This is a genomic window from Pseudonocardia sp. TRM90224 (assembly GCF_021245725.1).
Classification (GTDB): Bacteria; Actinomycetota; Actinomycetes; order Mycobacteriales; family Pseudonocardiaceae; genus Pseudonocardia.
This window is the reverse complement of record NZ_JAJGSX010000006.1, coordinates 381185-405277: the sequence shown is the minus strand read 5'-3', so window position 1 is coordinate 405277 and position 24093 is coordinate 381185. Positions and strand designations below refer to the sequence as shown.

The following is a 24093-nucleotide window of genomic DNA, read 5'->3' as shown; positions in this document are numbered from 1 at the left end:
CGTGTGCGGTCATGGACCTTGGTTTGTCTCGACGCACCGCGCTGGTGCTCGGATCGACGAGCGGGCTCGGCAGAGCGATCGCTGACGGGTTGGCAGCAGAAGGCGCGCGCGTGGCTTTTTGCGGGCGTCGGACGGAGATCGTCGCGAGCGCCGCGGCGGCGCACCCCGGATCGATCGGGGTGGCCATCGATCTCACCGACCCCGAATCGACGGCCGCCGCACTGGACACGGTCGACGAGGAGTTCGGGCACGTCGACGTGCTCGTGCTCAATTCGGGCGGGCCACCGCCCGGCACCGCGGGCGAGCTCACATCTGGTCAGCTCGCTGAGAGCTTGCAAACCCTCGTGCTCACGCAGATCGATCTGGTCGCGCGGTACCTACCCGGAATGCGCGAGCGGGGCTGGGGCCGGATCGTCGCGGTCGGGTCGAGCGGGATGCAGCAGCCGATTCCCGGACTCGCCCGTTCCAACGCTTCCCGCGCCGCACTCGCCGGCTATCTCAAGACGCTCTCCGCGGAGGTCGCCGGCGACGGCGTCACCGTCAACATGGTGCTGCCCGGCAAGATCGACACCGACCGCCTCACCCAGATCGACAACGCCCGCGCCGGCTCGACCGGAGCGGCCGTCGAGGACGTCCGCGCGCAGTCGCAGGCGGCGATCCCGATCGGCCGCTACGGGCGGCCGGAGGAGTTCGGCGCGGCGGCCGTCTTCCTGTGCGGCGAGCCGGCCGGCTACATCACCGGCATCCAGCTGCGCGTGGACGGCGGGGCGGTCGGCTCCTACTAGACCCACCAGCCGGCGCTCTCGCGAGGGCAGGAAAGCCACTTTCCGGCCCTCACAGGGCAGGAAAGTGGCTTTGCTGCCCTCCCCCAACCCGGGGGTGCTGCGCGCATCGGGCGCTCACCGGGCCATCCACCAGCAGGAGCCGGGCTCCGTCGCACCATCACGCCCACCCCTGGCCGGCTCTCGCCGTCGGGGTAGGCCGCTACGCTGCCCGCCGACATGAGTGCACTTCCCGCGTGGGCCGGACGGGCGGCCCGGCCCGTCGCCATCGGCGCCGCGACGGTGGCATGGGTGCTCAGCGCGTTGGTCAACAACCTGTCGGGTTGGCTGCTCGCCGGCAGCGTGACGGCGGGTGCGGTGCTGACCGTCGTGGCGGTCGGGTTGCCGATGCACGCCGAGCGGCAGGCGCGCGGGCGGGCGGCGACCGCGGAGCAGGTGGCCGAGGAAGCCGCCGCGAAGGTGCAGCTGGTCGTCGACGACGCGCTCGAGCCGCTCGCCTACCTCATCGGCCGGATCAGCGACCGCCGGCGCTGGGTCCGCGGTCGCGAGCTGCAGGAGCTGCAGGGCCAGGCCAAGGTCGTGGTGCTCGCGGCGACCGCCGAGGTGCTCGGCGCCGACCGGCTGCGCGCCTGCTACTTCCGCCTGACCGACGACCGGCCGCGGCAGCTCGTGCCCGCCGGCTTCCACGGCCGCGCCGAGGCGCCGCGCTCCACGTTCGTCGGCGGGACGCCCATCGGCGACTTCGCGCTCGACCTGCTCGACCGTCGCGACGACCTCTTCTGCGCCGACGTCCAGGACGGCGACCTCCCCGGCTTCCAACCCGGCGGACACGCCTACCGCACCTTCATCGCGGTGCCGGTCGCGACCGAGGCCCGCGCCTTCGGGATCCTCACCATCGACGGGCTCAAGGTCGGCGACCTCACGGAGGCCGACGTCGCCGCCGTCCGCGTCTTCGCCCGCCTCTTCGCCATCGCGCTCAACACCTAGGCCGTGTTTAGGAGGTCCTGATCGCGCTCTTCGCGCCCAGATCGCCGCTGGCGGTGTTGCCGCCACGACCGGGTACTCAGTACGACGGCTCGCGGCGGCGCCTTGCCAGCGGCGATCTGGATCACGAAGAGCATCGATCCTGACCTCCTAAACACGGCCTAGCTTGGGTATCCTGGCCTCGTGAGCAAGGGGACACGGCACAACGGCGACGCCACCCAGAAAGTCAGGCTGGCGCGCATCCTTCGCAACCCCGTCGACTACTTCGCCGACGCCCGCAAGGACGCCCACGAAGACGCCCGCCGCGCCCTCACCGCGCGCCTCGAGGCCCGCGCCGCCGAGTCCCGCTGACCCGCACGCCCAGGGCCACCACGAACTTCCCCACCGTTTTGCCAATCTGCATGCCCGGGAGGCCGTGCAAGTTGGCAAAACGGTGGGGGGCTTCGGTGCCGTTGCGGTTCGGGGTCACCGCTGGCAGACGCCCTGCCCTGTCCCTAAAATCGCCTCGTGCCTGACGGCTGGCCCCTGACGGGCCGAGGCGATGAGCTGCGCATGGTCGACGCACTGGGGCGCCGGCGCGGCGCCGCGTCCGGGGTCGTCCTCGCCGGTGCGCCCGGGGTCGGGAAGACTCGCCTCGCCAAGGAGGCGCTCGCCGTCGCCGCGCAGCGCGGCGCGCTCACCCGCTGGGCAGCGGCCTCGGCCTCGGCACGCACGCTCCCGCTCGGCGCGTTCGCGCCGGTCGTCGCGTCGATCGGCACCGACCCGACCCAGCTCGTCCGGCAGGCCGGCGAGGCGCTGCTCGCGGGTGCGGGCCCCGCGGGCGTCATGCTCGGCGTCGACGACGGGCACCTGCTCGACGAGCTGTCCGCGCTGCTGGTGCACCAGATCGTGCTGCGCAGGGCGGCGACGGTCGTGGTCACGCTGCGCACCGGCGAGCCAACCCCCGACGCCGTGACCGCGCTGTGGAAGGACGGCCACCTGGAGCGGCTGGAGCTGCAGGCACTCACGCTCGACGACAGCACCGCGCTGCTGGAAGCCGCGCTCGGCGGGCCCGTCACGGGCGCGGCCGTCCGCAGCCTCTGGACGATCACCCGGGGGAACGTGCTCTACCTGCGCCACCTCGTCGACGGGGAGCGCGAGGCGGGCCGGCTGCGCGAGGTCGAGGGTGTGTGGCAGTGGACGGGGACGCCGCGGCTGACGTCCGGGCTGTCCGAGCTGCTCCAGGAACGGATCGGGGCGCTCTCGCCGAAGGAGCGCGACGTCGTCGAGCTGCTCGCGTTCGGGGAGCCGCTCGGCGTCGCCGTGCTCACGGGTCTCACCGACGGCGCGGCGGTGGAGGCCGTCGAGGCTCGCGGCCTGATCGAGGTGACGCTCGACGGGCGCCGGTTGCAGGCCCGTCTCGGCCACCCGCTGTACGGGGAGGTGCAACGGGCGAGCTGCGGGCAGGTGCGGGCCCGGCGGCTGCGCGGGCGGATCGCGGAGGCGCTCGCGGCGACCGGCGCGCGACGGGCCGACGACCTGCTGCGCCGCGCCGTGCTGACGATGGAGTCGGACCGGTCGTTCGACCCCGACCTGCTGACCGCGGGCGCGCACCGCGCCGCGGCGCTCGTCGACGCGCCGCTCGCCTCCCGCCTCGCCGGTGCCGCGATCGCGCAGGGCGGCGGGTTCGAGGCACGGCTGACGCTCGCGACCGTCCTCGTCGGGGTGGGCCAGGAGGCGCGCGCGGAGCTGGCGGACCTCGTCGCCAACGCCCGTACCGACCGTGAGCGCGCGGAGGCGGCGATCCTGCAGGTTGCATCGCTGGCGTGGATGTCGGCCCGGCCGGAGGCCGCCGCGGAGGTGCTCGACGCCGCCGACGCCGAGGTCGAGGACCCGGCGGCGCGCCGGACGCTCGCCGCGCTGCGCAGCTGCCTGGACGCCGCGCAGGGCCGGGTCCGCGAGGCGGCCGGAACAGCGTCGGCGGTGCTCGCCGCGCCGGGGATCCCCGACCACGTCGAGGCGTTCGCGTCGTGGGGTTTGACGCTCGCGCTCGGCGCGATCGGCAAGGCCGACCAGCTCGGGCCGGTCGTGGAGCGCGGCCGCGCCGCCGCGGTGCGCGCGGCCGACGCCGCATGGCTCGGCGTCACCCTCGCCGGGTGGCACACCTACGGCGTCGGGCTCGCCGGGTACGTCGACGAGGCGCTCACGATCGCGCGGGCCGCCGAGGAGCACTTCGGCGACGCCCCGCTGCCCGCCGCGATCAGCAGCATCCTCGCGGGCTTCGCCGAGACCACGCACGGGCGGGTGCGCACGGCGCGACGCCGGCTGAAGGAGGCCCACGCGTCGCTGGCGCCGTTCGGCATCGCGGGCGGCTGGCTGGCGGCGTGCCTCATGCAAATGCCGCAGGTGCTTGCGACGTGCGGGGAGCGGGAGGCGGCCCGGGAGGCGCTCGTCGCGCTGGAGGCGACGAAGCACCCCGGCCTGACGCTGCTCGCGCCGGCGATGCGTGTGTCGGAGGCGTGGGTGCTTGCCTGCGAGGGCGGGATGAGCGCTGCGATCGAGACGGCCCGCTGCGCCGCGGCGGAGGCCGCCTCGAGGGGCCAGTCGGCCGTCGAGGTGCTCGCGCTGCACACCGCGGTCTGCTTCGGCGACCGCACCGGCGCCGGCCGGCTCGCCGAGCTCGCGACGTTCGTCGACGGGCCGAGAGCACCCGCGGCGGCCGCGCATGCCGAGGCGCTCGCCACGTCCGACGCCACCGGGCTGCTGGCCGCGGCGGAACGGTTGGAGGCGATGGGCGCGTTGCTGTTGGCAGCTGATGCCGCCGCACAGGCGGCCGCCGTCTACGACCACAACGGGCAGCGCGGATCCGCGCTCGCCGCGGCAACCCGCGCGCACCGGCTCGCCGCGGAGTGCGAAGGCGCCGTGACCCCCGCGTTGCGGGCGCTCGACCAGCCGCTCCCCCTCACCGACCGGGAACGTGAGGTCGCCGCGCTCGCCGCGACCGGGCTACCCAACCGGGAGATCGCCGAGCGGCTCACCCTCTCCGTCCGCACAGTAGAAGGCCACCTCTACCGCGCCTGCCACAAGCTCGGGGTCACCGACCGCGGCGGCCTCGGCGAGCTCTTCCGATGAGCGGCCCCAGTCACCCGCAGCCACCGGGACCGGGCTGGTGGCAGGCTCGCGACGGCCGTTGGTACCCGCCCCGACCCCCGCAGCAGCAGTACCAACAACAGCAGTACCCGCCCCAGGCACCACCGCCCAAGCGCAGCAACCGGGGCTGCCTGATCGCGGTGCTCGTCGTCGTCGGGTTGGTGCTGGTCGGCGGCGGGGTTGCCACGTACCTCGTCGTGCAGGCCGCGCAGCGGATCAGCGCGACCGTCGGCGACGGCATCATCGGCTCGGCGCAGCAGAACTGCCCGCCGACCGCCGAGATCTCCGCGGCCGTGGGCTCGCCGTTGCGGGATCCGATCGGCGGCACCCTCGTCGGCAGCACCGGCTGCGCCTACCTCGCCGTCGACCAGTCGAACGGCATCGACGTCAACATCGTCACCTCCCCGGCGTTGATCGCCGACGAGCAGTTCAAGGACTTCTCCGACGAGGGCATGGCCGCCGGCGCCACCCCCGTCGACGTCGCGTTGGGCGATCGCGGGCAGGCCTGGGCCGCCGACCACAAGAGCGCCGCGATCGGGATGGCCGACGGCCGGGTGGTGCTGGTGGAGCTGATGGCGACCGGCGCCGGCTCGCTGGACGACCGGACGCAGACGGCGATCGACCTGGCCCGCAAGCAGCTCGGCTGACCCACGAACCGGTCAGCCACCCACCATCCCCCCACCGTTTTGCCAACCTGCACGCCTCCGCGGGTGTGCAAGTAGGCAAAACGGTGGGGAAGTTCGGGACGGGGTCAGCGCAGAAGGGTCAGCGCAGAAGGGTCAGCGCAGGGTGGCCGCGTACAGCTCGCCCATCGCCGCCCAGTGCCGCTCCTCGGCGTCGGCGTCGTGGGTGGGGTTGTCCCGCACCGCGAAGCCGTGCGCCGCGGGGTACGTCACGAGCGTGTAGTCGACGCCGGCGGCCTCGAGCGCCTTGTCGAGGCGCTCGTACTGGTCGGCGGGGAACGAGTCGTCGTTCTCGGCGGCCGCGATGTAGAGCTTCGCCTGGATCCGGTCGGCCAGCGCGGCGGGGGTCTCCGGGGCGTCGGCCGCGGCGAGCCCGCCACCGTGGAACGACGCGGCACCCCCGATCCGGTCGGGGTGCTTGGCGGCGGCGACGAGGGAGGCCCGCCCGCCCATGCAGTAACCCGTGATGCCGACCTTCTCGCCGGTCACCTCGTCGCGGGCGGCCAGGAAGTCGAGGAACGCGCCCGTGTCACGGTCGACCGCCTCGGGCGTGAACGTCTGCATGAGCGTGGTCAACCGTGCCCGCTCGTCCGGGTCGGTGAAAACGGTGGCGAGGTCGAACGGGGCCCACGCGCCCGCCCGGTAGTAGGGGTCCGGCACCAGCGCCACGTAACCCATGGCGGCCAGCCGGTCGCCCATCACGCTGAACGTCTCCCGAGGCCCGCCGGCGTCGGGGAACATGATCACGGCAGGCGCGGGGCCGCCGCTGTCGGGAACGTGCAGTGAGGCCGGGCATTCGCCGTCAGGGGTGGGGACGCGCACGTCGATTCGAGCCATGCTTCGTTTCTACTCCCCTCCGGGAGATCCATTACGGTGCACGTCGTGGAACTCAAGGACACGGTTGCGGTGGTCACCGGAGGCGGGACGGGCATCGGGCGGGCGGTGTGCGAGTCGCTCGCCCGGGCGGGCGCCGCGGCGGTGGTGGTCAACTACTCGCGCTCGGCCGACGAAGCGGAGGCGACCGCCGAGGCGGTCCGCGCGATGGGTGCGTCCGCCGAGGCGATCCGGGCGGACGTCTCGGACGAGGCCGCGGTGCGGGCGATGGTCGACCAGGTGCAAGGCAGCTACGGCCGCACCGACGTCCTGGTCAACAACGCCGGCGTCACCCGCTTCATCGAGTTCGCAGACATCGACGCGCTCACCGACGACGTCTGGCAGCACCTGCTGGGCGTCAACGTGCTGGGCGCCTTCCGCTGCGCGCGGGCGTTCGCGCCGTCGCTGCGCGAGGCGGAGGGCCACGTCGTCAACATCGCCTCCGTCGCGGGTCACTTCGCGGCCGGCTCGTCGCTGGCCTACTCGGTGAGCAAGGCCGCGATGCTGCACATGACCAAGGGCCTCGCCGTGGCGCTCGGCCCGCAGGTGCGCGTCAACTCCGTCTCCCCCGGGCTGGTCGAGACCCGCTGGCACACCGACCGCCTCGGCGCCGACGGCTACGAGCAGCTGGCGGCGGCGCAGCGCAAGCGCAGCCCGCTGCTGCGCACCGCCGAGCCCGCCGACGTCGCCCGCGCCGTCATGGCGTTCCTGACGACGGACCTGATCACGGGCGAGGACCTGATCGTCGACGGCGGGCAGCACGTGAAGCACTAGGAGGCACCGTCGACAACGACGTTCTGGCTGTTTGTGAGCGCTAACATTGACCAGAACGTCGTTGTCGACGTCAGTGCGTCCAGCCCAGCTCGGCTTCGATCTTGTTGGTTGAGTAGAACGAGCTTCGGGCCGTCGGGTCTGCGCGGAAGGGGACGTCCGGGTACCACCGCTTCGCGAGCTCGGCGGAGTCGACCTCGGCGCCCGTCTCCGGTGCCACGACGAAGTAGGCGGCGTGGCCGGCCCGGCCGCGCGTCAGCGCGAGGAGCACCGCCCGCGCGGCGCTCTCGAACGACGTCCACCCCCACAGGTCGCGGTGGCGCCCCTCCAGCTCGTCCTCGCCGAGCCGGCCACCCGCGGCGTCGCCGACCAGCAGGTGCAGCCGCAGCGAGACGAACGGCACGCCGGGCATCCGTCGCGCGAAGGCGGCGCACTGCTGCTCGCCCACCCATTTCGACAGGCTGTACGCGTCCTCGCAGTAGCTCGGGTGCTCCTCGTCGACGGGGAAGAAGTCGTAGCGGGCCCGCTCGCTGAACGCCCCGCCGATCGCGTTGATGCTCGACGCGAAGCAGAACGCCCGCACGCCGTGCTCCTGCGCCGCGACCAGCGTGTTGTAGGTGCCCTCCACGTTGGTGCGGTGCACCAGCGGCTCGGGGTGGCGCGGGTGCACGAGCGCCCCGAGGTGGGCGACGGCCTCGGCGTCCGCCAGCGCAGCGCGCATCGCGTCTAGGTCGACGAGGTCGGCGTGGCGCCACTCGACGCCCTGCTGGGCGGGACGCGACCGGCCCGCCTGGTCGACCGCGATGATCTCGTGCCCCTCGCGCAGCGCCGCGGCGACGACGGTCCTGCCGAGCCTGCCGGCCGCTCCGGTGACGGCGATCCGCACCTGGTCAGCTCCAGAGCCGGTCGTGGCTGCGCTCGGCGTCCCAGTGCGCCGATTCGGCGAAGAACACCGGGTCACGGGGGTCGAGCAGCCGTTGGAACAGCTCCTCGTTGATGTCGCCGAACCCGAGCCCCGGCACGTCGGGCACCGTGATGAAGCCGTCCTCGATGAGCGGCCGTGGCAGGTCGGTCACCAGCTCGCTCCAGAACGGCACGTCGACGGCGTGGTGCTCCAGCGCCAGGAAGTTCTCCGTCGCCGCGGCCAGGTGCACGCACGCCATCGTCGCGATCGGGGACGCCGCCAGGTGCAGCGCCATCGCGATCCCGCGGTCCTGCGCGTAGTCGCCGATCCGCTTCGTCTCGGCGATCCCGCCCGACGTCGCCGGGTCGGGGTGGATCACCCGCACCGCGCCCGCGTCCAGCAGCGGCTTGAACCCCTCCAGCAGGTAGATGTCCTCACCCGTGCAGGTCGGCACCGCCACCGACGACGTCAGCTCCCGCCACTGCTCGGTGTACTGCCACGGGATCAGGTCCTCGATCCAGGCCAGCGTGAACGGTTCCAGCGCCCGCCCGATCCGGATGCACGAGTCGAGCGCGATGTGCCCGAAGTGGTCCGCCGCGATCGCGATGTCGTTGCCGACGATCGAGCGCACGGTCGCGACGTACTCCGCGAGGTGCTCGACGCCCTTCGGGGTCACCTGGATGCCGGTGAACGGGTGCATGACGGCGGTCTCGTCGCGCGCGCCGGGCGGCGCGATCAGCGCGTCCGGCACGTCCCACAGGAGCGAGACGCCCACGTCCATCTTGAGCATCGTGAACCCGAGCTCGCGCCGGGCCAGCAGCCGCTTGCCCATCTCGTGCGGGTCCGTGGTCGAGGGCGTGTCCGCGTAGCACCGCACGGTGTCCCGGAACCGGCCCCCGACCAGCGCGTACGCCGGCACGCCGTACGCCTTGCCGGCGAGGTCCATCAGCGCCATCTCGACGCCGGAGACACCGCCACCCTGCCGTCCGTGGTGGCCGAATTGCTTGATCTTGCGGAAGATCTTGTCGACGTCGCATGGGTTCTCGCCGACGAGCCTGCTCTTGAGCATGAGCGCGTAGGTGGCGCTGGCCTGGTCGCGCACCTCGCCGTAGCCGACGAGCCCCTGGTTGGTCTCGATCCGGATGATCGACGAGCGGAACGGGACCCCGTCGAGGTTGGCGACGCGCAGGTCGGTGATCCGCAGCGCGCTCGGCCGCGACGCGGTGCTGACGTGCTCCTCGGTGATGCTCACCTGTTCTCCCGCCACTGCTGGAAGTCGGTCTCGATGTCGTCGGCCCAGGTCGGGACGTCGATGTCGGCGCTGGTGTAGCGGCGCTCGGCGATGCGCTGCTTGCCGAAGACATCCCGGACGCGGGTGTCCTCACTGGCCGCGGCCACCTGCGCGGCGAGGTGCGCGGGGATCACGCTCACGCCGGTCGGGGTGCCGAGCACGACGTCGCCCGGCAGCACGGTCACCCCGCCGACGCGGATCGGGATGTTGATCCCGGCGAGCGTGACGTCGCGGATCGGGGTGGGGTCGGCGGCGCGGTGGAAGAAGTTCACGCCGGGGCCGAGCTGCTGCAGGCCGTGCAGGTCGCGGACGCCGCCGTCGATCACCGCGCCGACGCCCGTCCTGGTCGCGACGGCGGTGCCGAGGTTGTCGCCGACGACCGTGCCCTCGACGACCTTCCCGAAGATGTCGACGACCATCACGTCGCCCTGCTCCAGGCCCTCGATGATCCAGGTGTTCTGCCGGTCGCCGGCGAGGTGCCCCTCCCGCGCACCGGCGGCGACGACCACCTCGTCGAGGTCGGGACGGTGCGGCAGGAACTGCGCCGTCACCGCCCTCCCGACGATCACCGTGCCGGGATGGGTCTCCCGCCAGCCGCCTTCGAACTGCCGGACGTACCCGGAGTGGAAGAGCGTGCTCCAGGCCTCCTCCGTGGTCGCGAGCCGGAGCACGTCGAGCACGTCGTCGGGCACCCGCGGGCGCCCCGACGGGAACCGCTCACCCTCCCACGCCGCCGTCAGTTCTTCGAGGTCGTCCTTGCCGGGCTGGATCCGCACCGCTGTCCCTCCACCGCCGTCGAACCACTCTTACGCACACATCAGATGGCTGTCCATCGTCCACATATGTGGACGGCGAATGTTCCTTAGCGCTCTCACGGATACCCCCGACTTCCCCACCGTTTTGGGTGGATGCGCGCCCCAGGAGCGCGCAAGTGCCCAAAACGGTGGGGAGATCCGGCTGGCACGATGCCCTGGTGCACCCATGGGACCGGGCAGTGGCGTACGTGCTGGAGCGCTCGGCGGGCGATCCGGTCGATCCGGCGCTGCGGGTGACGCTGCACTTCCACCCCGACCGTGCGATCGCCGGCAGGCCGATCCTCGAACGGATGCGCGCCGACGGGCGCTACCGCTCCCAGTTCGAGACGGGGACAAGCAATGGAGGCCTCACCGCACATGCGGGCGGGGACCGGTGGCGGTGGGAGAGCCGGATCTTCGGCGCGGTGTACGACGACGGCCCGGTCACGCACCGGCCGGCGTACGGCTCGCTGAACCACAGGTCACGCCCCGCGGGCGGCTCGCCGCGGTTCGGGTCGGCGCACTTCCGGCTGGCCGCGGAGGCGCTGGACCGGGCGACGTTCTGCTACCCCGACAGCTACCTCGAACCCGCCCACTTCGGCGTGGCCAGGCACTTGTCCGGGCTGATCGCGCTCGCCGACGCCGACGACCGCGCCGGCACCGTCGACCAGCTCGACGACTACATCGAGGCGCACGTGCACGGCCCGCTCCTGCTGGAGCGCGACGTCGAGGCGCTGGTGCTCGACCCGTGCTACCGCGGCACCGACGTCGAGGCGCTCGCCGCGGCGTTGCCCTGCGAGGTCGAGTGGCACCACGGGTTCCGGCTGGACGTCGCGACGCTGGCCGCGCACCCGGAGTACCGCGGGCCGGAGATCGTCGAGGCCGGGTGCGCGATCGCCGAGGACGGCATCCTGGACGCGCGGATCATCGGCGCGGCCGTCCGGCCGGGGAACGAGCAGACCCTCAAGCGGGTGTGGCACCACGTCGCGAGGTTCGGCCTCCGGTAGTCGCCACCCCGAGGGCTGGGACACGTGCGTTCCGCAAGCGTGGGCAGCGACGCGGCGGCCCCGCTACCGCGCGACCTGGTGGAGGTGGTGGACACCCGGGGCGAGGGTGGGGGCGAGCGCGGCGGCCCGGGCCGCGATCTCCGCTGTCGCGAGCGACTGCCCGCGCCCCGCGCGGGCGCGGGTCCGGCCGTCGTCCGCGACCGCGCACACGAGCCACGCGTCCGAACCGGGCAGGTGCGCGTCGCCGGGCAAGGAGCCCGCCCCGGGCAGCCGGCTCAGCAAGGTCAGCCCGGCCGTGGCGAACCTGGACGTGAGCCCGAACCAGGTGCGCACCGGCACCCCGAGGTCGCGGGTCAGGACGTGCTGGTCGGCGAAGTCGGCGCGCACCAGCCGCCGGCGGCCGGCTCCCGGCAGGTCGAACGGGTGGGCGCCGCTGAAGTTGAGGACGGGTTCGCCGGTCGCGGGATCGGCGAACCGCCGCCCCAGCAGCCCGAACGTCCACCCGGTCGCGGCGGCGCCGTGCGCGTCGCCGGTGCCGAGCAGCACGGCGACATCGATCCGGCGCGCCGGCCGCTCCCGGTGCAGCTGCGCGGCGAGCAGGTTGGTCAGCCCCGGCGCGAGCCCGACGCTCAGCAGCACCGGGCCCGTGGGAGCGAGCCGCTCAACCGCATGCACGTACGCGGTTGTGGCCGTGATGTCGACGAACGCGGCAGGCCCGGTCGCGGCGACGACGTCGATGCTCTCGACACCGGCGGCGTTGACGACGACGTCGATCCCGGCGAGCGCCTCCCGGTAGCTGCGCAGTCCCGGTTCGCGCAGGTCGACGGCCCGATCGGCACGGGCGGCGTCCCGCCCCGCCGTGGTCACGGAGTGCCCAGCCGCCCGCAACTCACCCACCACTGCGGCACCGACCGCGCCGTACCCGCCGAGCACGAGGAAGTTCATGAAGGGCGCAGGCCCGCCAACGCCGCCACCTCGGACACGATCGACGGCCACAGCTCACGCGGGAGGTTGTGCCCCATCCCCGGGTACGTGACGAGCCGCGCGCCGGGCACCGCGGCCGCGGTCGCGCGGCCGCCGGCCGGGCGGACCAGCGGATCGTCCTCGCCGTGCACGACGAGGGTCGGCACCGCAACCCGGCGCAGCCCCGACACCCGGCTCGGCGACGCGCTGATCGCCGCCAGCTGCCGGCGCCCGCCCGCCGGGTCGTGGCTGCGGTGGAACGCCTTGCGCGCGTACGTGCGCAGCCACTCCTCGTCGAGCGGGTAGCCGGGCGAGCCGATCACGCCGAACGTGCGCACTGCACGATCCGCGGCCTCCTCGGCGGTGCGCGCGGGCGGCGCGACGAGCGCCGACATCGCGCCGAGCTTCGCCCGCCCGATCCGCGGCGACGGGGTCGACATCACCGAGGTCAGCGTGCGGACCCGCGTCGGGTGCCCGATCGCGACCGTCTGCGCGATCATCCCGCCCATCGACGCGCCGAGCACGTGCGCCGACTCCCAGCCCAGCGCGTCGAGCACGGCGACGGCGTCGGCGGCCATGTCGGAGATCCGGTACGGCGCGACGACCTGCGGCATCAGCATCACCGCCGCCATCGACGGCACACCGCGGTCGGCCAGGTGCGTGGACTCCCCGACGTCCCGGTTGTCGAAGCGCGCCGGGCTGAACCCCGCCTCCACGAACCGGGCGACCAGCGCGTCGTTCCAGTACACCATCTGCATGCCGAGGCCCATGATCAGCAGCAACGGCTCGGCGCCGTCGCCGCCGAGCCGCTCGTAGGCCAGCTCGACGTCGCCGTTGCGCGCGGTTGCGGTCGTGCCGGTCATGCGGCGCGCCGCCCCTCGTCCAGCGCGGCGTCCAAGGCATCGGCCGTCGTGGCCATCGCCGTCTCCAGCACCCGCTCGCGGCGGCGCGGGTTCATGAGGTTGAAGCCCATCGCGTGCAGGTCGGCCGGGCCCGGCGTCAGCACGGTCACCCGCGTGCCGCGCGCGCGGACGGCGGCGACCTCGGCGTCGAGCCAGCGGGTCAGAACGTGCCGCACCCCGCGCTCGACCCCGGAGAGCGGGTCGACCGGCCGGTCGTAGGCGTGGCTGGCCAGCGGCGCCAGGACGTAGACCTCGTCGAGGTCCGGGGCGTCCGGCCCGGCCAGCAGCCCGAGCGAGGTCGACGACGCAACCCCGCCGTCGACGTACCTGCGCCCGCCGATCACCTGCGGGGTGAACCAGCCGGGGATCGAACAGGACGCGAGGACGGCCTCGCCGACCGTGGACGGCGGCCCGCCCGCACGGCCGAACACCGTCCGCGCGCCCGAGTCGTAGTCGACGGCAACCACCCACAGCGGCGCGCCGGGCACCCAGCCGTCGGTCGTGATCCCCAGCCGCGTCTGCAGCGCCGCAACCATCCTGATCAGCGAGCCCATCCGCCCGCGGCCCGCCGGGAGCAGCCCGGACGCCGCGACCACCGGATTCACCCGCCACGGGTGCGTGACGGCCGTGGCGACCAGCCGCGGCGAGCCCATCCACGGCAACGGGATCGGCGGCAGCCCGTCGCCCGACTCCCGCTCGATGGTGCGCATGTCCGGCAGATCGCCGGTGTCGAGGTCGGGCGCGATCTCCGCAGGCGGCACGCCGCGCTGGTGCAGCAGCAGCTCGTCGACGCTCATCCCGCAGCGCAGCGCGGCCCCGAAGACGCTGCCGGCGCTGGTGCCGAGGATCAGGTCGAGCTCGCCGAGCGGGCGGTCGAGCCGGTCGGCGAGCGCCGCGAGCCCCGCCGCCATCCACGCCCCGCCGAGGATGCCGCCGGCGCCGAGCACCAGCCCCGTCCGCGTCATACCGTCTCCCGGAGCTCGTCGAGCGACTCCCCGATCGCCGCCGCCAGCACGTCGACATCGCCCATCGTCGTGCGGTCGGCGTTGAGGCCGTAGAACACGCCGCCGTTGTAGGACGTGATGCCGATCGACACCGACTGGCCCTTCGCGAGCGGCACCACCGGGAACATGTCGCGCATCCGGCCGCCCACCGCGTAGAGCGGGAACTGCGGGCCGGGCACGTTGGTGACGACGACGTTGAACACGCGCGCCGAGAGCGAGCTCGACAGCCGCGCGCCGAGGCTGTGGAGCGTGGGCGGGGTGAGCCCGACCAGCCCGACGAGTGCGGTCGCCCCGATCGCCGAGCCGCTGCGCTTGTGCCCTTCCATCGCGGCGCTGATCGTCGTCAGCCGGTCGACCGCGTCCGGCACGCCGACCGGGAGGTCGACGAAGTACGCCGAGACGCGGTTGCCGAGGTTCTCCTCGCTGCCGGGAGCGCCCCCGGGCACCCGCACGCTCACCGGGACCATCGCGCGGACGGTCGTCCCGGCCAGCACCGGTTCGCCGCGGTGGATCAGCCAGCGCCGCAGCCCACCCGCGACGACCGCTAGCACGACGTCGTTGACGGTGCCGCCGTGCGCCTTGCGGATCGCCTTGTAGTCGTCGAGCTCACCCGACGACGTCCCGTACAGGCGTTGCTGGCTGATCGTCGCGTTCAGCGGGTTCGACGGGGCGGTCCCGGAGGCGTTGCGGGCGTACGCCACCAGCGCGCCCGCGGTCTGGGCGACGTTCATGGCGACCGTGCGCGCGTCGGTGACGGCCCGGCGCAGGTTGCCGATCGCCGACTGCGGCCGGCGCAGCTGCTCGGTGACCGCCGACGCGATCAGCTCCAGCGCCGACGGCTCCGGGCGCGGGCGCCAGTCGTCGGGCTCCGACTCGCGCGGCTGCGGCGTGACGTCGAGCAGGACGGCACCGATGTCGATCGACGAGAGCCCGTCCACCATCGCGTGGTGGGTCTTCGTGATCACCGCGAACCCGCCGTCGGCGAGGCCCTCCACCAGGTAGATCTCCCACAGCGGGCGGGAGCGGTCGAGCTGGCGGCCCTGCAGCCTGCCGACGAGGTCGCGCAGCTGCTCCGGGCCGCCCGGCGCGGGCAGCGCCGAGCGCCTGACGTGGAAGTGCAGGTCGAAATCGGGGTCGTCGACCCAGACCGGCAGCCCGAGGCGACCGGGCACCTCACGCACCTTCTGCCGGTAGCGCGGCACCGCCGCCAGCCGCTCGCCGATCAGCGTGATGAACGCCTCGGCGTCGAACCCGTCGGGCGGCGCCTCGAACGTCATCAGGCCGCCGACGTGCATGGCAGTGGTGAGCTCCTCCATGAAGAGGAACGAGGAGTCCAGTGGCGACAACCGTTCCGGCACGGTGACCTCCTCGCGAGCGGCACTTGGTTACTCGACAGTATGCCGATTCGCCGATGATCGGGAGCCGGCCGCAGCGACGAACCGCGCGACCGCGTCGGGACGCCCGGCGGGGTGGCTGTGCAGGAACGACGCATGTACGCCGTTCCGGACGAAACCCTCGGGTTCGGCCCCGCGCCACGCCCACGCGGGCGCGCTGCCCGCACGCGGCTCGACGGCGCAGTGGTGGAACTCGTGGCCCGCCACCCGCTCGCCGGCCTCGAACAGCGGCGAGGCCGTGAGCGCAACCGCGTCGCGGTAGCCGAGCGTGAGCCGGCCGGTCATCGCGGCGGCTGCGGGCAGCACCCCGCACATCGGAGCGCCGTCCAGCGCCTCGCAGAGGTAGAGCAGGCCACCGCACTCGGCGTGCAGCGGGGCGCCGGCGGCCGCGAGCGCGGCGACGTCGGAGCGCAGGGCCGCGTTCGCGCCCAGCGCGCCGACGTGTTCCTCCGGGAAACCCCCTGGCAGGACGAGTGCGGCGGTGCCTTCCGGGAGGGATTCGGCGTGCAAGGGGTCGAGCACCACGACCTCGGCGCCGGCGGCGGCGACCAGCTCGCCGTGCTCGGCGTAGCCGAAGGTGAACGCTGGCCCGCCGAAGATCACCACGCGCGGCCGGCCCGGTGCCGGTTCGGCGACCTCTGGCGACCACGCCGGGCCCGGCGGCAGCGGGGCGGCCGCGGTGAGCACGGCGTCGAGGTCGACGTGCGCGGCCACCAGCTCCGCCATCGCGTCGACCGCCGCCGTTGCCGCGACCCCGTGCTCGACGGCCGTGACCAGGCCGAGGTGGCGCGACGGCACCACGAGCGCGTCGTGGCGCGGCAGCGCACCGAACACCGGGAGGCCGACCTCGTCCGCCGCGGCGCGCAGGACCGTCTCGTGCCGTTCGCTGCCGACCCGGTTCAGCACCACACCCGCCACCCGCAAGGTCGGGTCGAAGGAGCGGAACCCGTGCAGCAGCGCGGCGAGGCTGCGCGACTGGCCCTTGCAGTCGACGACCAGCACGACCGGCGCCCCGAGCAGGCCCGCGACCTGCGCCGTCGAGCCCTCGCCGTCGGCGAGCCGGCCGTCGAAGAGCCCCATGACGCCCTCGACGACCGCGATCTGCGCGCCGGCCGCGCCGTGCCGGGCGAGCGGCGCCACCCGGTCGGCGCCGACGAGCACGGGATCGAGGTTGCGGCCGGGCCGTCCGGCGGCCAGCGTGTGGTAGCCGGGGTCGATGTAGTCGGGCCCCACCTTGAACGGCGCAACCGCCGTCCCCCGCCGGCGCAGCGCCGCCATCAACCCGGTGGCCACCGTCGTCTTCCCCGACCCCGAGGACGGCGCCGCAACCACAACCGCCCTCGCGGTCACCCGAATCTCCCCATCGTTTTGGGTGGATGCGCGCCATGGGAGCGCGCATCCACCCAGAACGGTGGGGAAGTTCGCACTAGTGGCCGGCCACGGCGTGCGGGACGTAGGGCTTCTCCAGCGCCGCGATCTCGTCGTCGGAGAGCTCGACGTCGACCGCGGCGACGGCGTCCTCGATGTGGCCCGACTTCGTCGCGCCGATGATCGGGGCCGTGATCGCGTCCTTGTGCAGCATCCAGGCCAGCGCGACCTGCGCCTGCGGCAGCCCGCGGGCCTCCGCGACCGCGCCGACGGCGTCGACGACCGCGAAGTCGGCCTCGGAGTAGAGCCGGTCGGCCATCTCGTCGCTCTGCGCGCGGGTGGTGCTCTTGCCCTCGCGGGTGCGGTTGCCGGCGAGCACGCCGCGGGCCAGCGGGCTCCACGGGATCACCCCGACGCCCTGGTCGACGCACAGCGGGTGCATCTCCCGCTCCTCCTCGCGGTAGAGGAGGTTGTAGTGGTCCTGCATCGCGACGAACCGCGTCCACCCGCCCAGGTCGGCGGTGTGCTGCGCCTTCGCGAACTGCCAGGCGTACATGCTGGACGCGCCGATGTAGCGGGCCTTGCCAGCGCGCACGACGTCGTGCAGCGCCTCCATCGTCTCCTCGATCGGCGTCTCGGGGTCCCACCGGTGGATCTGGTAGAGGTCGACGTGATCGGTGCCGAGCCGGCGCAGCGACGCGTCGATGCTGGCCATGATGTGCTTGCGGGACAGGCCCTTCTCGTTCGGCCCCTCCCCCATCTTCGAGAAGACCTTCGTGGCGAGCACGTAGTCGTCGCGCGAGCTGAACAGCTCCGCGAGCAGCGCGCCCGTCACCTCCTCGCTCACGCCGATCGAGTAGACGTCGGCGGTGTCGAAGAACGTGACCCCGGCGTCGACGGCGCCGCGCACCAGCGGGCGGGCGGCGTCGACGTCGAGCACCCAGTCGCGCCACAGCTTCGAGCCGTAGCTCATCATCCCGAGGCAGATCCGGGAGACGGCCAACCCGGTCGAGCCCAGTCGCGTGTACTCCACGATCTCGCACGCTACTCGTCGGAGGCACTCCAGCCAGCTCCACCTTCGATACACATGCTCGCGGGATGGGACCGGACCCGCGATCTCCCTAACGTCGCAGCCATGACCGAAAACCGCTGGCGGGCGCTCGTCGCGCGACGTCCGCTCATCACGTTCTTCGTGCTGGCCAACGCCGTCAGCTGGCTGGGCTGGGCGCCCTACATCCTGTCCGCCGACGGGTTGGGAGTGCTGCCCTACCGGCTCCCCGAGCTGCTCGGCGACACCCAGTTGCTGGGGCTCATGCCCGGCGCGTACCTCGGCCCGCTGACGGCGGCGTTCGTCGTCACCGCCGCCACCGAAGGGCGCGAGGGGCTGCGGCAGTGGCGCAGCCGGCTCGTCCGGTTCCGGGTCGGGTGGCGCTGGTACGCGTTCACCCTGCTGGTGTTCCCCGCGGTGCTGATCGCCGCGACCCTCGCGCTGCCCGGCGGGCTCGGCGCCTTCCAGCTGCCCGGCATCGAGTTCCTGCCCATGATCGTGGCGTACCTCGTCATGCAGTGCCTCACGAGCGGGCTCGCCGAGGAGCCCGGCTGGCGCGACTTCGCGCTGCACCGGATGCAGCAGCGCCTGCACCCGCTCGTCGCCACCGTCGTGCTCGGCGTGCTCTGGGCGATCTGGCACTTCCCGCTGTTCCTGACGGCGTGGGGCGGCGGGGCGCAGGCGAGCGTGCTCGTGCAGTTCACGCTGATCACGATCGGGCTCAGCATCGTGATCAGCTGGATCTACAACCGGGCGGGCAACAGCCTGCCGATGGTGATCCTGTTCCACGCAGCCTTCAACACCGTCGCCGGGCCGGGGCAGCGGGCCTTCTACCCGGCGCTCGACCACCAGTGGTCCTGGTCGCCGGTGATCGGGGTGTGGGCGCTCGCGGTCGTCCTACTGGTAGCGACCCGCGGCCGGCTCGGCTACGACGCCACCGCCGTCCCCCGCGCGACGGCCGTCCCGGCCCACGCGTGAAAGTTCCCCACCGTTTTGCCAACCTGCACGCCCTGCAGCCCGTGCAAGTTGGCAAAACGGTGGGGAAGTTCGCGGCGCTCACCACTCGATGCCCCGTTGCCCCTTCTGCCCGGCATCCATCGGGTGCTTGATCTTGGTGGTCTCCATGACGAGATCGGCGGCGTCGACCAGCTCGGGGGCGGCGTCGCGGCCCGTGATGATCACGTGCTGGCGGCCCTGGCGCGCCGCGAGCACCTCGACCACCTCGGCGACGTCGACCCACCCCCACTTCATCGGGTAGGTGAACTCGTCGAGCACGTAGACGTCGTGCGCCTCGCTCTCGATCCGGCGCCGGATCTCCGCCCAGCCCTCCGCCGCGGCAGCCGCGTGGTCCTCGTCGGAACCCTGCTTGCGGGTCCACGACCAGCCCTCGCCCATCTTGTGCCACTCGACGGGCCCGCCCTCGCCGGTCTGCTCGTGCAGCTTGCCGAGCGCGCGGAACGCGGCCTCCTCGCCGACCTTCCACTTCGCCGACTTCACGAACTGGAACACCCCGATCGACCAGCCCTGGCTCCAGCCGCGCAGCGCCAGCCCGAACGCCGCGGTCGACTTCCCCTTCATCGTGCCGGTGTGCACGACGACGAGCGGCCGGTTGCGCCGCTGGCGGGTGGTGAGCCCGTCGTCCGGAACGGTCGTGACCTGGCCCTGTGGCATCGCGTTCCCTCCCTTACGCAGCGCGCGCCGCGTGCACGACCCCGGCGACCCGGTCGGCCGACAGCTCACCCACCCCGACCAGCGCGCCACCCGCGGCGGCGGCGATCCGGCCGGCGAGCCCGAGCCGGACGTGCCCGCTCTCGCAATCGACGACCACCGTCGCGACGCCGTCGGCCGCGAGCAGGCCGGCAGCACGGCAGGCGTCGGCCACCGGGTCACCGCCCGGACGTGCGGCGACGGTCGCCCGCCCGTCGGTGAGCAGCACCAGCAGCGGCCTGCGGCGCGGGTCGCGCAGCCGCTCGACCCGCAGCACCGCACGCGCCCGCAGCAGCCCGTCGGCCAGCGGTGTGCGCCCGCCCGTCCGCATCCCGGCGAGCCTCGCCTGCGCCGCGGGGACGCTCGACGTCGGCGGCAGCACGAGCTCCGCGCCGCCGGCCCGGAAGGTCACGAGCCCCACCTTGTCGCGGCGCTGGTAGGCGTCGCGGAGCAGCGACATCACCGCGCCGGTGACGGCCGCCATCCGGGTCCGCGCCGCCATCGAGCCCGAGGCGTCGACGGCGAAGAGCACGAGGTTGCCTTCGCGGCCTTCCCTGACGGCGTGGCGCAGGTCGTCGTGGTGCAACACCAGTCCCGCCGAGCTGCGGCCGCGCGAGCGCTGGTGCGGCGACGCGGCCGTGATCGTCGCGGGCAGGTGCACGTCGGCGGCCCGCCGCGGGGTCGCCCCGGACGCGCGCACGACCCGGCCGGCGTCGGTACGCGCCCGCGACCGACGCCCCGGAGCACCCTCGCCGATCCCCGGTACCTGCAGCAGCCGCGCCCGGAACGTCGACGACGGCGGCGGGGCGGCCTGCGTGGGGCCGTCGCCGGCCGGGCGCGGCGCGGAGCTCTCACTGCGTTGATCGTCGGTGCCGGCCGCGGGCGGTTCCTCCGGGGCGCCGCCACCAGGCCCGCCGTCCGGTGGTTCGGGATCCTCGTTCTCGCCGGCCTCGCGCAGCGCGTCGTCGAGCGCGCCCTCGTCGATGCCGGGCTCGTCGAACGGGTCGCGCCGGCGCCGATGTGGCAGCGCGAGGCGGGCCGCGACCCGCACGTCCTCCTCCTCGACGACGGCCACACCGCGCCACGCGGCGTGCGCGACGGCGGCCCGGGCGATCACGAGGTCGGCCCGCATGCCGTCGACGTCGAACGCCGCGCAGACCGCCGCGATCCGCCGCAGCTCGGCGTCGGGCAGCACCACCGACCCGACCGTGGCCTGCGCCGCGGCGATCCGCGCCGCCGTCTCGGACTCCGCGGCGCTCCAGCGCGCCGCGAACCCCACGGGATCGGCCTCGAACGCCAGCCGCCGCCGCACGACCTCGACGCGCGTCTCCACGTCCCGCGCGGCCCGCACCTCGACGGCCAGCCCGAAGCGGTCGAGCAGCTGCGGGCGCAGCTCGCCCTCCTCCGGGTTCATCGTCCCGACCAGCAGGAACCGGGAGGCGTGCGAGACCGAGACGCCGTCGCGCTCGACGTGCGCCCGGCCCATCGCCGCGGCGTCGAGCAGCAGGTCGACGAGGTGGTCGTGCAGCAGGTTGACCTCGTCGACGTAGAGCACGCCGCGGTGCGCCTCGGCGAGCAGGCCGGGTTGGTAGGCCCGCACGCCCTCGGCGAGCGCACGTTCCAGGTCGAGCGAGCCGACGAGCCGGTCCTCCGTCGCGCCGACCGGCAGCTCGACGAGCCGCGCCGCGCGGGTCTCCGCGGGCCCGCTCGTGTGCGGGCCGTCGGGGCAGGCCGGGTCGGGATCGGCGGGGTCGCAGCCGAACCGGCAACCCGGCACCACCGCGAGCGCCGGCAGCAGGGCCGCGAGCGCGCGCACCGCCGTCGACTTCGCCGTGCCCTTCTCACCGCGCACGAGCACCCCGCCGACGCCCGGGTGCACGGCGTTGAGCAGGAGCGCGAGCCGCAGGTCGTCGTGCCCGACGACCGCGGTGAACGGGAACCCGGCGGTGCTGGTCGCGGTATTCATCACGGCGAGCCTGCCAGACTGGAGGCCACGATCGGCAGGTCCGACGGTGCACCGTGATTGATGACATGTTCAAGTGAGCGGGTGTCGAGGTGCGCCTCGACCAGATCGCCGAGCAGGTCGAGCTGCGCGGTCCGCACGTCGGCGAACGACGTGCCGGGCGCCACCTCGAAGCCGTCGCGGCCGGCCTGCGCAGCGACCCGGCGCAGGAGCGCGCGGCGGAACCCGTCGTTCTCCAGCAGTCCGTGCCAGTGCGTGCCGAGCACGACACCGCGGTCGGTGCCCTCGGCGCCGATCAGACCGGGGTCGCCGGAGCGGACGACCCGGCCGTGGTGGATCTCGTAGCCGGTCACCGGCTCGCCCCACGCCGTGCCGCTCGGGGTGGCGAGGTGCTTGGCGGGGTCGAACTCGATCTCCAGGTCGAGCAGCCCGAGCCCGTGGGCGCTGCCGCCCTCCACCCCGTGCGGGTCGGCGATCGAGCGCCCCAACATCTGGTAGCCACCGCAGATGCCCAGCACGGGACGTCCGGCGCGGGCGTGCGCGACGACGGCGTCGGCGAGCCCGGTGCGGCGCAACCAGGCCAGGTCGGCGACGGTCGACTTCGAACCCGGCAGCACCACGAGATCGGCGTCGAGCAAGCGGGACGGCTCCGTGACGTACCGGACGGCGACCCCGGGCTCGCAGGCGAGTGCCTCGGCGTCGGTGGCGTTGGAGATGCGCGGCAACCGGACGACCGCGACCCGCAGCCACTGCGACCCGTGCGGCGGCCCCGGCCGGCCGAGCACGGCATCACCGACCGCGGAGAGCGAGTCCTCGGCGTCGAGCCACAGACCCTCGGCCCACGGGACGACCCCGAGGGTGGGGCGGCCGGTGAGCGCGGCGAGCTGGTCGAGGCCGGGGGCGAGCAACGCCGGGTCGCCCCGGAACTTGTTGATCACGAAGCCGGCGATGCGGCGCTGGTCGGCGGGGTCGAGCACGGCCAGCGTGCCGAAGAGGTGGGCGAGCACGCCGCCGCGGTCGATGTCGCCGACCACGACGACCGGCAGGTCGGCAGCCTGCGCGAGACCCATGTTGGCGATGTCGGAGGCGCGCAGGTTGATCTCGGCGGGCGAGCCCGCGCCTTCGCAGACCACCACATCGAAGCGCGAGCGCAGGTCGGCGAGCGTGCCCGTCACGACCTCGAGCAGCGCGGCCTTCCGCTCGTAGTAGGACAGGGCGCTGACGACGCCCTGCGCCTGCCCCAGCACAACAACCTGCGAGCTTCGGTCGCTGCCCGGCTTGAGCAGCACCGGGTTGAACGCGACGCTCGGCGCGAGCCCGCACGCGTGCGCCTGCATGGCCTGCGCCCGGCCGATCTCGCCGCCGTCGGGGGTGACGACGGAGTTGTTCGACATGTTCTGCGCCTTGAACGGCGCCACTTTGACCCCACGACGCGCCAGCCAGCGGCAGATCCCGGCGACGAGCGCGCTCTTCCCCGCGTCCGACGTCGTCCCGGCCACCAGCAGCGCCCCGTGCACGGCACCATCCTCGCGCACACCACACCCTCCAGCGCGGCGCCCCGGACCGCCACCGCGCAGGACGTCCACCCACACGCGAGGGCAGGAAAGCCACTTTCCTGCCCTGTGAGGGCCGGAAAGTGGCTTTCCTGCCCTCCCCCAGGCCCCGGGCTGCCCTGCGCGCGCGGTGTGTTGCCGGGCGCGTTGCGCCGGTGGCCTAACGTGGACGCGTGCGGTTCCTGTTGCGTCCCGGGTGGATCGCGCTCGTTGCGGTGGTGGCGGGGTTCGTCGTCGCCTGCTACACGCTGCTCGCGCCGTGGCAGTTCGGTCGCGAGGCGGAGCGCGAGTCGCAGCAGCGGGCGATCAACGCCTCGTTCGCGACGCCGCCCGTCCCGCTCGTCGAGCTGTCCGCGCCCGGCGCGGGTGTCGCGCCGGACGTCGCGTGGCGGCAGGTCACGGTGTCGGGCGAGTACCTGCCCGACGCCGAGGCGCTCGTGCGGCTGCGCCACCTCGACAACGCGCCGGCGTACGAGGTCCTCACGCCGTTCCGGACGAGCGAGGGCCGGCTGCTCGTCGTCGACCGCGGGCTGGTCGCGGCCACCGGCGGCGCCGACGTTCCCGGCTTCGCGTCGGCGCCGGCGGGGCCGGTCACGCTCACGGCCCGGCTGCGCACCGACGAGACCGACCCCGACGGCCGGGCGGTCATCACCGCCGCGGGCCACCGCCAGCTCTACGCCGCCGACTCCCGCACGCTCGCAGCGGCGACGGGCCTCGCGCTGGAGCCCGGGTACCTGCAGCTCTCGGAGGGGCAGCCGGGTGTGCTCGCGCCGCTCGCCGTCGCGCCGAGCGCAAGCGGGGCACCGTTCACCAACCTCTCCTACGCCTTGCAGTGGCTCACCTTCGGGGCGATCGCCGTCTTCGCGCTGATCTACTTCGTGCGGCTGGAGCTGATGCAGCGCCGCGGCGAGGGACGAGCCGCGAAGAAGGCCGCCGTCCGCAGGGCGCTCGCGGGCGACGACGAGGGGTAGCA

General features: G+C 73.8%; 22 protein-coding genes. 9 read left to right on the top strand and 13 right to left on the bottom strand.

Annotation, left to right across the window (positions count from 1 at the left end):
- The first annotated feature begins 11 nt into the window (after positions 1-11).
- The 5 genes from LL648_RS12575 to LL648_RS12550 all read left to right on the top strand — a co-directional run bounded on the left by LL648_RS12575 (position 12) and on the right by LL648_RS12550 (position 5542).
- Positions 12-785, top strand: a complete 774-nt coding sequence (locus LL648_RS12575; RefSeq protein ID WP_232662679.1) for an SDR family oxidoreductase — start codon at positions 12-14, stop codon at positions 783-785.
- A 216-nt stretch (positions 786-1001) separates the two neighbouring features.
- Positions 1002-1769 carry a GAF domain-containing protein gene (locus LL648_RS12570; protein ID WP_232662678.1) on the top strand — a complete coding sequence of 256 codons (768 nt, stop codon included), beginning with the start codon at positions 1002-1004 and terminating at the stop codon, positions 1767-1769.
- Between the two features lie 180 nt (positions 1770-1949).
- Positions 1950-2117 (top strand): hypothetical protein, encoded by a 168-nt coding sequence (locus LL648_RS12565; RefSeq protein ID WP_232662677.1) that lies wholly within the window; start codon positions 1950-1952, stop codon positions 2115-2117.
- A gap of 156 nt (positions 2118-2273) precedes the next feature.
- Positions 2274-4877 carry a helix-turn-helix transcriptional regulator gene (locus LL648_RS44845; RefSeq protein ID WP_308190309.1) on the top strand — a complete coding sequence of 868 codons (2604 nt, stop codon included), beginning with the start codon at positions 2274-2276 and terminating at the stop codon, positions 4875-4877.
- Positions 4874-5542: a hypothetical protein gene (locus tag LL648_RS12550; protein ID WP_232662676.1), complete on the top strand. Its 669-nt coding sequence runs from the start codon at positions 4874-4876 to the stop codon at positions 5540-5542. Before LL648_RS44845 ends, LL648_RS12550 begins: the two co-directional genes overlap by 4 nt.
- 132 nt (positions 5543-5674) lie before the next feature.
- Here LL648_RS12550 and LL648_RS12545 read toward each other — a convergent pair whose 3' ends face one another.
- Positions 5675-6415, bottom strand: coding sequence for a dienelactone hydrolase family protein (locus LL648_RS12545; protein ID WP_232662675.1), 741 nt, complete (start codon positions 6413-6415; stop codon positions 5675-5677).
- A gap of 45 nt (positions 6416-6460) precedes the next feature.
- On the opposite strand from LL648_RS12545, the gene LL648_RS12540 reads away from it, so the two are divergent.
- Positions 6461-7225, top strand: a complete 765-nt coding sequence (locus LL648_RS12540; protein WP_232662674.1) for an SDR family NAD(P)-dependent oxidoreductase — start codon at positions 6461-6463, stop codon at positions 7223-7225.
- A gap of 70 nt (positions 7226-7295) precedes the next feature.
- On the opposite strand, the gene LL648_RS12535 is transcribed toward LL648_RS12540, so the two are convergent.
- Genes LL648_RS12535 through LL648_RS12525 form a run of 3 tightly spaced genes read right to left on the bottom strand, consistent with a single transcriptional unit; the run spans position 7296 to position 10193 of the window.
- Positions 7296-8108, bottom strand: coding sequence for an NAD-dependent epimerase/dehydratase family protein (locus LL648_RS12535; RefSeq protein WP_232662673.1), 813 nt, complete (start codon positions 8106-8108; stop codon positions 7296-7298).
- Positions 8109-8112: 4 nt separating this feature from the next.
- The gene (locus LL648_RS12530) at positions 8113-9378 is read right to left on the bottom strand and encodes a mandelate racemase/muconate lactonizing enzyme family protein (RefSeq protein WP_232662672.1); all 1266 of its coding nucleotides are present in this window, start codon (positions 9376-9378) and stop codon (positions 8113-8115) included.
- Positions 9375-10193, bottom strand: coding sequence for an RraA family protein (locus LL648_RS12525; protein WP_232662671.1), 819 nt, complete (start codon positions 10191-10193; stop codon positions 9375-9377). Before LL648_RS12525 ends, LL648_RS12530 begins: the two co-directional genes overlap by 4 nt.
- A 194-nt stretch (positions 10194-10387) precedes the next feature.
- Between LL648_RS12525 and LL648_RS12520 the strand changes: the two genes are divergently transcribed.
- Positions 10388-11218: a DUF3626 domain-containing protein gene (locus LL648_RS12520; protein WP_374112033.1), complete on the top strand. Its 831-nt coding sequence runs from the start codon at positions 10388-10390 to the stop codon at positions 11216-11218.
- Between the two features lie 63 nt (positions 11219-11281).
- On the opposite strand, the gene LL648_RS12515 is transcribed toward LL648_RS12520, so the two are convergent.
- The 6 genes from LL648_RS12515 to LL648_RS12490 form a co-directional block, all read right to left on the bottom strand.
- Entirely contained in the window at positions 11282-12163 is an 882-nt protein-coding gene (locus LL648_RS12515) for an NAD-dependent epimerase/dehydratase family protein (protein ID WP_232662670.1), read from the bottom strand.
- Positions 12160-13044 (bottom strand): alpha/beta fold hydrolase, encoded by an 885-nt coding sequence (locus tag LL648_RS12510; protein ID WP_232662669.1) that lies wholly within the window; start codon positions 13042-13044, stop codon positions 12160-12162. Before LL648_RS12510 ends, LL648_RS12515 begins: the two co-directional genes overlap by 4 nt.
- The gene (locus LL648_RS12505) at positions 13041-14048 is read right to left on the bottom strand and encodes a patatin-like phospholipase family protein (RefSeq protein WP_232662668.1); all 1008 of its coding nucleotides are present in this window, start codon (positions 14046-14048) and stop codon (positions 13041-13043) included. Before LL648_RS12505 ends, LL648_RS12510 begins: the two co-directional genes overlap by 4 nt.
- The gene (locus LL648_RS12500) at positions 14045-15445 is read right to left on the bottom strand and encodes a WS/DGAT/MGAT family O-acyltransferase (protein WP_232662667.1); all 1401 of its coding nucleotides are present in this window, start codon (positions 15443-15445) and stop codon (positions 14045-14047) included. Before LL648_RS12500 ends, LL648_RS12505 begins: the two co-directional genes overlap by 4 nt.
- 27 nt (positions 15446-15472) lie before the next feature.
- Complete coding sequence (locus LL648_RS12495; RefSeq protein WP_232662666.1) at positions 15473-16831, bottom strand: cobyrinate a,c-diamide synthase; 1359 nt, start codon at positions 16829-16831, stop codon at positions 15473-15475.
- 76 nt (positions 16832-16907) lie between these two features.
- Positions 16908-17882, bottom strand: a complete 975-nt coding sequence (locus tag LL648_RS12490; RefSeq protein WP_232662665.1) for an aldo/keto reductase — start codon at positions 17880-17882, stop codon at positions 16908-16910.
- 102 nt (positions 17883-17984) lie between these two features.
- On the opposite strand from LL648_RS12490, the gene LL648_RS12485 reads away from it, so the two are divergent.
- A complete protein-coding gene (locus LL648_RS12485) occupies positions 17985-18875 on the top strand; it encodes a CPBP family intramembrane glutamic endopeptidase (protein ID WP_232662664.1) in 891 nt (296 codons plus the stop codon).
- A gap of 78 nt (positions 18876-18953) precedes the next feature.
- On the opposite strand, the gene cobO is transcribed toward LL648_RS12485, so the two are convergent.
- The 3 genes from cobO to LL648_RS12470 are packed head-to-tail and all read right to left on the bottom strand — an operon-like array spanning position 18954 to position 23084.
- Complete coding sequence (gene cobO, locus LL648_RS12480; protein WP_232662663.1) at positions 18954-19568, bottom strand: cob(I)yrinic acid a,c-diamide adenosyltransferase; 615 nt, start codon at positions 19566-19568, stop codon at positions 18954-18956.
- A gap of 13 nt (positions 19569-19581) precedes the next feature.
- Positions 19582-21570, bottom strand: coding sequence for a putative cobaltochelatase (locus LL648_RS12475; protein WP_232662662.1), 1989 nt, complete (start codon positions 21568-21570; stop codon positions 19582-19584).
- The gene (locus tag LL648_RS12470) at positions 21570-23084 is read right to left on the bottom strand and encodes a cobyric acid synthase (RefSeq protein ID WP_232662722.1); all 1515 of its coding nucleotides are present in this window, start codon (positions 23082-23084) and stop codon (positions 21570-21572) included. Before LL648_RS12470 ends, LL648_RS12475 begins: the two co-directional genes overlap by 1 nt.
- A 209-nt stretch (positions 23085-23293) precedes the next feature.
- On the opposite strand from LL648_RS12470, the gene LL648_RS12465 reads away from it, so the two are divergent.
- Positions 23294-24091: an SURF1 family cytochrome oxidase biogenesis protein gene (locus tag LL648_RS12465; RefSeq protein WP_232662661.1), complete on the top strand. Its 798-nt coding sequence runs from the start codon at positions 23294-23296 to the stop codon at positions 24089-24091.
- Positions 24092-24093: the final 2 nt, after the last annotated feature.

Bases quoted from the DNA above. Each gene is read 5' to 3' on its own strand.
- LL648_RS12575 (WP_232662679.1), top strand. From the start codon at position 12: ATGGACCTTGGTTTGTCTCGACGCACCGCGCTGGTGCTCGGATCGACG.
- LL648_RS12570 (WP_232662678.1), top strand. From the start codon at position 1,002: ATGAGTGCACTTCCCGCGTGGGCCGGACGGGCGGCCCGGCCCGTCGCC.
- LL648_RS12550 (WP_232662676.1), top strand. From the start codon at position 4,874: ATGAGCGGCCCCAGTCACCCGCAGCCACCGGGACCGGGCTGGTGGCAG.
- LL648_RS12545 (WP_232662675.1), bottom strand. From the start codon at position 6,415: ATGGCTCGAATCGACGTGCGCGTCCCCACCCCTGACGGCGAATGCCCG.
- LL648_RS12515 (WP_232662670.1), bottom strand. From the start codon at position 12,163: ATGAACTTCCTCGTGCTCGGCGGGTACGGCGCGGTCGGTGCCGCAGTG.
- LL648_RS12510 (WP_232662669.1), bottom strand. From the start codon at position 13,044: ATGACCGGCACGACCGCAACCGCGCGCAACGGCGACGTCGAGCTGGCC.
- LL648_RS12505 (WP_232662668.1), bottom strand. From the start codon at position 14,048: ATGACGCGGACGGGGCTGGTGCTCGGCGCCGGCGGCATCCTCGGCGGG.
- LL648_RS12485 (WP_232662664.1), top strand. From the start codon at position 17,985: ATGACCGAAAACCGCTGGCGGGCGCTCGTCGCGCGACGTCCGCTCATC.
- cobO (WP_232662663.1), bottom strand. From the start codon at position 19,568: ATGCCACAGGGCCAGGTCACGACCGTTCCGGACGACGGGCTCACCACC.
- LL648_RS12475 (WP_232662662.1), bottom strand. From the start codon at position 21,570: ATGAATACCGCGACCAGCACCGCCGGGTTCCCGTTCACCGCGGTCGTC.